Raw genomic sequence first — 8,198 nt, 5'->3', positions numbered from 1 at the left:
AAGGTGATGTAGCCCTCGCGGCCGAGTGGGCGCACGCCGTTGGCAGCGTTGAGCAGCTCCGCTGAGGCGCGCAGCAGCGGAAAGCGTCTACGCACGGCCGGCGCGGTCCTGCAATTCACGGCGCACGATCTTTCCGGTGCTGCCGCGAGGGAGTTCGTCGAGGATCGTGATATCCCTGGGCACTTTGTAATTCGCCAAATTCTCTCGGATGTACTGCTTCAGTAGGTCCGGGGTAGCCGATGCGCCGGCATTCAGAACCACGAACGCGGCCAGCCGCTGCCCGAACTGTTCGTCGTCCACACCGATCACCGATGCCTCCGCCACGTCCTCATGTGCGGTCAGCGTCTTCTCCACTTCGATCGGATACACGTTCTCCCCGCCGGACACGATCATCTCGTCGTCGCGCCCGACCACAAACAGCCGGCCGGCATCGTCGAGGTAGCCGACATCGCCGGACGACATGAACCCCTCGTGAAAGTCCTTGGTCTTGCCCGAGGTGTAGCCGTCGAACTGGGTGGAGTTGCGCACGTAGATGCCGCCGACTTCTCCGATGGGCACCTCGTTGAAATCCTGGTCCAGAATGCGGATTTCGGTGCCACCGGCCGGCTTGCCCGCGGTGTCGGGCGTTGCTCTCAGGTCTTCCGGTGTCGCCGTGGCGATCATGCCGGCCTCGGTGGCGTTGTAGTTGTTGTAGATGATGTCGCCGAACTGGTCCATGAAGGCGATGACGACATCGGGGCGCATCCGCGAGCCGGAGGCCGCGGCGAACCGCAATGACTTGCAGCTGTAGCGGTTTCGCACCTCGGCGGGCAGCTCCATGATGCGGTCGAACATCACCGGCACCACCGCCAGGCCCGTCGCGTTGTGGCGGTCGACGAGATCGAGCGTGGCCTCCGGGTCGAACTTGCGCCGGGTGACCACCGTGCACGCCATCGACGCGGCGAATATCAACTGCGAAAAGCCCCAGGCGTGGAACATCGGCGCCACGATCACGATGGCCTCCTCGGCCCGCCACGGCGTGCGGTCCAGGATCGCCTTGAGCGTGCTTATTCCGGCGCTGCCGCCGGTTTGGTTGGCGCCCTTGGGTGTTCCGGTGGTGCCGGAGGTAAGTAGGATCATCCTGCCCTTGCGGCCGGTGCGCTGAGGCTGTTGCCCGGCGTGGTCTTTGATGAGTTTCTCGACCGTCAACTCGTGCTGCCCGCCGGTCCACGCCACGATGCGGGTGGCGTCCGGCTTGTCGGCCAGGGCGCGGTCCACTGTGGGGGTGAACTCCTCGTCGTAGATGACGGCGTCGACGTCCTCGCGGTTGACCACCTCGGCCAGCGCAGGCCCGGCGAAAGACGTGTTGAGCAGCACGACATCGGAGCCGATCCGGTTGACGGCCACCATCGCCTCGACGAAACCGCGGTGATTGCGGCACATGATCCCGACGACCTTGGGTGTGCCCGAGGGCAAGTCTTGCAGGGCCGCCGCCAACGCGTTGATCCGCTCGTCGAGCTGCCGCCAGGTCAGCGTGCCGAGTTCGTCGACCAGGGCGGGACGGTCCGGGCAGCGTCGCGCCGCACCGGCGAAGCCCACCGTCATGCCCATGCCCTCGCGGCGCATCGCGGCGGCCATCTTCAGGTAGCGGTCGGGACGCATGGGCGCGATCATCCCGGCGCGCCACAGGGTGCCTAAGACCCCGAGGGCCTGGTCGATACGAGATGCCATGGCTCAGCCCAGGATCGGGAAGCGGCGGTTGGCGGCGAGCTCGCTGAGGGCCTGCTGCATCACGGACCGCACGTGCTCGTCGACCTCGTCGACGTCGGGGTCGTCGCCGAACCGCGCGGCGACGTCGATCGGTTCCAGCACCTGCGTGACGATCTTGGTAGGCAGCGGAAGATTCGGGGGGATCGCGGCGCTGAACCCGAACGGAAAGCCGAACGAGAGCGGCAGAATGTCGCTGCGCAGCAACCGCTTTATGCCCAGCCGCCGGGCCAGCCACGTTCCCCGGGACAGGTAAAGCTGCGTCTCCTGTCCACCGATGGACACCGCGGGCACGATGGGCACGCCGGCCTCGATCGCCGTGCTGACGTATCCCTTGCGGCCGTTGAAGTCGATGACGTTCTCAGCGAGCGTGGGCCGGTAGGCGTCGTAGTCGCCGCCGGGAAAGACGACCACCACGCCGCCGGACCGCAGGGCTTTCGCCGCGTTCTCCCGGTTGGCCCGGATGTAGCCGGTGCGCCGGAAGAATGGCGCCGTGGGGCCCATGAAGAGGATGTCGTGGCTCAGTGTGTAGACCGGCCGGTCGTAGCCGAATTTTTCGTAGAAGTGGACGCTGAAGATCGGGACGTCCATCGGGAACGTGCCGCCGGAGTGGTTGCCGACCACGAGCGCTCCGCCGGGCGGGAATGAATTCAAGCCGTGCACCTCGGACCGGAAGTAGGTCTTCAGGAACGGGCGCAACACGCCCATCAGGCGCTGGGTCAGACCGGGATCGAACTTGTCGATGTCCTCGACGTCTGGGCTGTCGCTGTCGGTCACGTTTCTCCCTTGAGGCTCCGGCGGGGCCGCATTGCCGCGTCGGGTCCCTCGATGGTAGCGAGGGGCACGCGCGCCGCTTTGGCCGTGTTTGAACAGAATTTGTACCCAACGCGGGTTTGAGCGAACCGCCAACTGAGGTACCCCATCATCCAGGCCTGTGGCGCCGGCCGGATGGGGGGCTATTGTTACGTCCGCCCATGACCCTGCCCAGCGAAAAGAGGCGAAAATGGACGTCGCCGGTTTGTCCGACGAGCGCGGTATTCGCTCGGTCGCTGGGCACGTGTCGAACGGCGTTCGCGACCGGCGCGGGCGCCCGCCCCGCAGCAACGCGGTCCGCCCCGGTCCGGTCAATGTCCGCCAACCGGGGGCCAACGCGGATTCCCCGGCGGCGGCCGCGGCAGCCGACCACCGCCAGGCCGACTACTTCCGCCGGGTGCTCGCCCAGAGCCGCCGCCACATCGACCACCGGCTCGGGGAGTACCAGAAGGCGATCGCGACCGCGGAAGCCGCTGGCGACGCGGACGGCGCCGGCAGCCTACGGCGCATGGCGCGCGCCGAGGAGCAGGAACGCCAAACCCTTGAGGGCCTGATCGACAAGCTGCAGCGGCGATTCCCGCCTCGGACGTGGCCCGCAATCCGTTAGGACCGCCTCGGTCGTCAATCAGGCTGCGCGTCAGCGATTTTCGGTGACCCATTCCGGCGCGCCGCACGCTGCGGATAGATTGTATTCGCCAGTTGGTTTCACCTGCGACGGGAATGAGGCCGCCCATGGGATTCATGTCACCGGAGCTACCGGACGTCGACCCTGACACTTGGCAGGCGCAGCCACGGGCAACGCGACTGCAGATCGCGACCCGGCACTGGGCGGAGCACGGCTTCGGGACCCCGTACGCGGTGTATCTGCTGTACCTGCTCAAGATCGCGCTGTACGTCGCGGTTGCGGCCTTGATCATCTCGCTGACCCCGGGACTGGGCGGGCTGGGCCGCATCGGCGACTGGTGGACGCAGCCGATCGTGTATCAGAAGTTCATCGTCTTCACGCTGCTGTTCGAGGTCCTGGGCTTCGGCTGCGGCTCCGGCCCGCTGACCGGGCGGTTCATGCCGCCGATCGGGGGGTTCCTATATTGGTTGCGCCCCAACACGATTCGGCTTCCTGCGTGGCCGGGCAAGGTGCCGTTCACCAGCGGCGATACCCGCACCGTCGTCGACGTCGCCCTCTATGCCGTCGTGCTGATCGGCGGGGTGTGGGCGCTGTTGTCGCCCGGCGTCGGCTTGATCGACCCCGTGCGGGTGGTGCCGACGATCGTCGCCCTGGCGGTGCTGGGCCTGCGCGACAAGATCATCTTCCTGGCGGCCCGCGGCGAGCACTACTGGCTGATGCTGATCGTGTTCTTCTTCCCCTTCACCGATCAGATCGCGGCTTACAAGATCATCATGCTCGGCTTATGGTGGGGCGCAGCGACTTCCAAGCTCAATCACCATTTTCCGTACGTCGTGTCGGTGATGACGAGCAACAACGCGCTGCTGCGCAGCAAGCTTTTCAACCCCCTCAAGCACGCGCTTTACGTCGACCACGTCAACGACCTGCGACCCTCCTGGTTGCCGAAGTTGATGGCCCACGTCGGCGGCACCACGGCGGAATTCGTGGTTCCGACGGTTCTGGTGTTTGTCGCCGGCGATCAACCATGGCGGTGGTTCCTCATCGGGTTCATGGTGATCTTCCACCTCAACATCCTTTCCAACCTCCCGATGGGAGTCCCGTTGGAATGGAACGTGTTCTTCATCTTCTCGCTGTTCTATCTGTTCGGGCATTACGGCGGGATCCGTGCCGTCGACCTTTCCTCGCCGCTGCTGCTGGCCATCCTGATCGTCGCGCTCGCCATCGTGCCGATCGCGGGAAATATTTTCCCGCAGAAGATTTCGTTCCTCCCAGCGATGCGCTACTACGCGGGCAACTGGGCCACCAGCGTGTGGTGCTTCCGCGCGGGCGCCGAGGACAAGATCGAAGCCGACATCGTGAAAAGCTCTGCGCTGGTTGTCAATCAGCTGGCCAAGCTCTACGACGCGAACACGGCCGAGATCATGAGCGACAAGACGTCCGCGTTCCGCGCGATGCACACCCATGGCAGGGCGCTCAACGGTCTGCTGCCCCGCGCTTTGGGCGGAGAGGCCAACGAGGCCGACTACCGCGTGCGTGATGGTGAGATCGTCGCCGGGCCCCTCGTCGGGTGGAACTTCGGCGAGGGGCACCTGCACAACGAGCAGCTGCTCGAGGCGGTGCAGCGCCGCTGCCACTTCGAGGAGGGCGACGTCCGTGTCATCGTGCTCGAAGGCCAGCCGATCCACGTCCAAAAGCAGTGGTATCGCATCCTCGACGCCAAGACCGGGGTGATCGAGGCGGGCTATGTCGAGGTCGCGGACATGCTGACCCGGCAGCCGTGGCCCGAGCCCGGTGACGAGTTCCCCGTCCACATCACCACCCAACGCGCCAGGCAGTGACAGTAGGTGTCAAGGCCGTCGTCGTCGGTGCGGGGCCCAACGGTCTGGCCGCCGCGGTCCACCTCGCCCGGCACGTTGTCGACGTGCAGGTGCTGGAGACCCGCGACACCGTCGGCGGGGGAGCGCGCTCGGGGGAGCTGACGGTCCCCGGCGTCATCCACGACCACTGCTCGGCGACCCATCCGTTCGGAGTCGGCTCGCCGTTCTGGCAAGAGATCGACCTGGCGCGCTACGGGCTGGTGTGGAAGTGGGCGGAAGTCGACTGCGCGCATCCGCTGGACGACGGCACCGCCGGCGTGCTGTACCGGTCGATCGAGGAGACCGTCGCGCGCATGGGGCCCGACGGCAACCGGTGGCGGGCCGCCGTCGGCGACCTCGCGGCGGGATTCGACGAGCTGTCCCACGATCTGTTTCGCCCGGTGATCAATGTCCCGCGCCACCCGATTCGCCTCGCGCGCTTCGGGCCACGCGCGGTGCTGCCGGCCACTGTGATGGCCCGCTGGTTTCGCACCGAGCGGGCGCGCGCCTTGTTCGGCGGTGCGTCCGCGCACGTCTACAGCCGGCTGGACCGGCCCCTGACCGCGGCGGTGGGGCTGCTGTTCCTGGCCGGCGGCCACCGCTACGGGTGGCCCGTCGCCGAGGGGGGATCCGGGTCGATCACCCGGGCGCTGGCCGCCGCCCTGCGAGCGCACGGCGGCGCCATCACCACCGGGGTGACCGTCGCCGGCCGCGGCGACATCCCCGATGCCGACATCGTGATGCTCGACCTCAGCCCGGCCGCGGCGCTGAAGATCTACGGCGACGCCATGCCCGGCCGCATCACGCGGTCCTATCGGCGCTACCGCCAGGGGTCGTCGGCGTTCAAGGTCGACTTCGCCATCGAGGGCGACATCCCGTGGACCAACCCCGACTGCCGGCGCGCCGGCAGCGTCCATCTCGGCGGCACCTTCGCCGAGACCGCCCACACCGAGTGCCAACGCGCACAAGGCAAGCTGGCCGAGCGCCCATTCGTCCTCGTGGGGCAGCAATACCTGGCCGACCCGTCACGGTCGGCGGGCAACATCAACCCGATATGGGCCTACGCGCACGTGCCGTTCGGCTACACCGGCGACGCCACCGCCGCCGTCGTCGACCAGATAGAGCGGTTCGCCCCGGGGTTCCGCGACCGGGTCATCGCGACCGTCAGCACGGGCACGGCCGACCTGGAGGCCTACAACCCCAACTACATCGGCGGCGACATCCTCGGCGGCGCCAACGACCGGCTGCAGGTCATCCTCCGACCGCGGATCGCCGTCAACCCGTACGCGACCGGCGTGCCGGGCGTCTACCTGTGTTCGCAGTCCACGCCGCCGGGGGCCGGCATCCATGGGCTGTGCGGCTACCACGCCGCCGAGTCGGCACTGCGGTGGCTGCGTGACCGCCGAACTCTGTAGCCAAACCGTGACCGAGACTTGATCGAATTGCTAACGCGCCCTTCCGCTTCCACTCTTCACGGCACCCTTACCATCACTATTACAACCATGTCAGTTAGAAGGAATTAGGGGCCATGCGAGCGGTCGTTCGGTGTGTTCTTGCCGTCATGGGGATCGCTGCGAGTGTGGTTGCGGGGCCGTCCGACATACGCCTGGCGGCGGTCAACCAGCCGTATGGGTTCGCCATCGCGTCGGTTCTACCCACGCGCGGCGACGTGGTGGGTGTGGCGCACCCCGTGGTGGTGACGTTCAGCGCGCCGATCGCGGACCGGCACGCGGCCGAGCGCGCCATCCAGATCAAATCGGCGCCGCCGATGACCGGCAAATTCGAATGGCTCGACAGCGACGTAGTGCAGTGGGTTCCCGACCGATTCTGGCCGGCGCACAGCACGGTGGCGCTATCGGCGGGCGGCCTGTCCACGGAATTTCAAACCGGTCCTGCCGTCGTCGGGGTCGCCAATATCACGGATCACACGTTCAAGGTGAGCATCGACGGAGTCGAGTCGGGACCGCCGCGCTCGCTACCGGCACCGCACCACCGACCCCACTGGGGGGAGGAGGGGGTCATGCCGGCATCGATGGGTAGGCCGGAGTACCCGACGCCGGTCGGCTCCTACACCGTGCTGTCAAAGGAACGCTCGGTGGTTATGGACTCGAGCAGCGTCGGCATCCCCGTCGACGCTCCCGACGGTTACCGGATTCCGGTGGACTACGCCGTCCGCATCACCAGCCGCGGCCTCTTCGTCCATTCGGCTCCGTGGGCCGTCAACGCGATGGGGCTTGAGAATGTCAGCCACGGCTGCATCAGCCTGAGCCCCGAGGACGCGGAGTGGTACTACAACACGGTCAATATCGGCGACCCGGTGATCGTGCAGGACTCGCAACGGCAACAGCCGCCGCTGCTCTGGGAGTCCCCACCTAGCTGACATGCGAATCTGTTGTTGCCCGCAGGCTTTTCAGCCGGTACGTCGTCGAGCCTTCGCCGAGATTCACGCGGGCGCGAAGAAGTGCGAGTGAGCTGCACGCTGCCGTCGATCTCGGTGTCCAAGGACGCGCGTCGCACTGCCGTTGTCGTCCAGACGGGACGGACCCGCCGGGAGCAACCCAGCGGGTCCGTACGGCCCCAAGAAGATCAGCCTCAGTGCGCACCCGACGGACCGGGCAGAACCGGCTGACCGGGCACAGGCCCGCCGGCCGGCGCCGGGCCGGTCGGCGCACCCTTACCGGTCCCAGCCATGTCGATGATTGGAGCAGCAGCACCCGTAGGCGCAGCATCCACGGGGCCACCGGCCAGCGTAATCAGCGGAGCACCAACCGGCACCACCGGGACCGGAGCTCCCACGGGCACCGGAGCTCCCACGGGGACCGGCGCTCCGACGGGCACCGGCGCACCTACCGGGACCGGTGCACCCACCGGGACGGGCGCACCCACCGGGACGGGCGCACCTACCGGGACGGGCGCACCTACCGGCACTGGAGCACCTACCGGCACCGGGGCACCGGCCGGCACCGGCGGCCCAAGCGCAATCAGCGGAGCACCAGCCGGCACCACCGGAACCGGGCCGGGCGCAACCAGCGGAACACCCGACATATCGGTGAGCGGCGCGCTAGACGTGCATACGGTGGCGGCTGGTGCCGGTCCGCCGGCCGCCGGTCCTCCGGCCGCGGGCGCGCCAGCGGCGCCCGCTCCTCCGGCCGCCGGTC

Annotated in this window: 7 protein-coding genes; 4 read left to right on the top strand and 3 right to left on the bottom strand. The window is 67.6% G+C overall.

Annotated features, from left to right (window positions below; translation table 11 throughout):
* Nucleotides 1–87: 87 nt before the first annotated feature.
* On the bottom strand, nt 88–1,710 hold the full coding sequence (gene fadD12, locus JWP83_RS21480) for an acyl-CoA ligase FadD12 (RefSeq protein WP_297734432.1): 1,623 nt from the start codon (nt 1,708–1,710) through the stop codon (nt 88–90).
* Between the two features lie 3 nt (nt 1,711–1,713).
* Nucleotides 1,714–2,523, bottom strand: coding sequence for a 1-acyl-sn-glycerol-3-phosphate acyltransferase (locus JWP83_RS21475; RefSeq protein ID WP_297734430.1), 810 nt, complete (start codon nt 2,521–2,523; stop codon nt 1,714–1,716).
* A 226-nt stretch (nt 2,524–2,749) separates the two neighbouring features.
* Here JWP83_RS21475 and JWP83_RS21470 point away from each other — a divergent pair, with 226 nt between their 5' ends.
* From JWP83_RS21470 to JWP83_RS21455, 4 genes are all read left to right on the top strand, one after another.
* A complete protein-coding gene (locus JWP83_RS21470; protein WP_297734428.1) occupies nt 2,750–3,166 on the top strand; it encodes a hypothetical protein in 417 nt (138 codons plus the stop codon).
* Nucleotides 3,167–3,291: 125 nt separating this feature from the next.
* Nucleotides 3,292–5,022: a DUF3556 domain-containing protein gene (locus JWP83_RS21465; RefSeq protein WP_297734427.1), complete on the top strand. Its 1,731-nt coding sequence runs from the start codon at nt 3,292–3,294 to the stop codon at nt 5,020–5,022.
* Nucleotides 5,019–6,455, top strand: coding sequence for an NAD(P)/FAD-dependent oxidoreductase (locus JWP83_RS21460; RefSeq protein WP_297734426.1), 1,437 nt, complete (start codon nt 5,019–5,021; stop codon nt 6,453–6,455). The genes JWP83_RS21465 and JWP83_RS21460 overlap by 4 nt, the downstream gene beginning before the upstream one ends.
* 113 nt (nt 6,456–6,568) lie before the next feature.
* The gene (locus tag JWP83_RS21455) at nt 6,569–7,420 is read left to right on the top strand and encodes a L,D-transpeptidase (protein ID WP_297734425.1); all 852 of its coding nucleotides are present in this window, start codon (nt 6,569–6,571) and stop codon (nt 7,418–7,420) included.
* Between the two features lie 212 nt (nt 7,421–7,632).
* Here JWP83_RS21455 and JWP83_RS21450 read toward each other — a convergent pair.
* The coding region (locus JWP83_RS21450) for a beta-xylosidase (RefSeq protein WP_297734424.1) at nt 7,633–8,198 on the bottom strand (566 nt) is incomplete at its 5' end.

Source organism: Mycobacterium sp., from assembly GCF_025965855.1.
Classification (GTDB): Bacteria; Actinomycetota; Actinomycetes; order Mycobacteriales; family Mycobacteriaceae; genus Mycobacterium.
Note: the sequence above shows the minus strand (reverse complement) of the source record. Positions and strands in the feature narration are given on the sequence as shown.

Bases quoted from the DNA above. Each gene is read 5' to 3' on its own strand.
- fadD12 (WP_297734432.1), bottom strand. From the start codon at position 1,710: ATGGCATCTCGTATCGACCAGGCCCTCGGGGTCTTAGGCACCCTGTGG.
- JWP83_RS21470 (WP_297734428.1), top strand. From the start codon at position 2,750: ATGGACGTCGCCGGTTTGTCCGACGAGCGCGGTATTCGCTCGGTCGCT.
- JWP83_RS21465 (WP_297734427.1), top strand. From the start codon at position 3,292: ATGGGATTCATGTCACCGGAGCTACCGGACGTCGACCCTGACACTTGG.
- JWP83_RS21455 (WP_297734425.1), top strand. From the start codon at position 6,569: ATGCGAGCGGTCGTTCGGTGTGTTCTTGCCGTCATGGGGATCGCTGCG.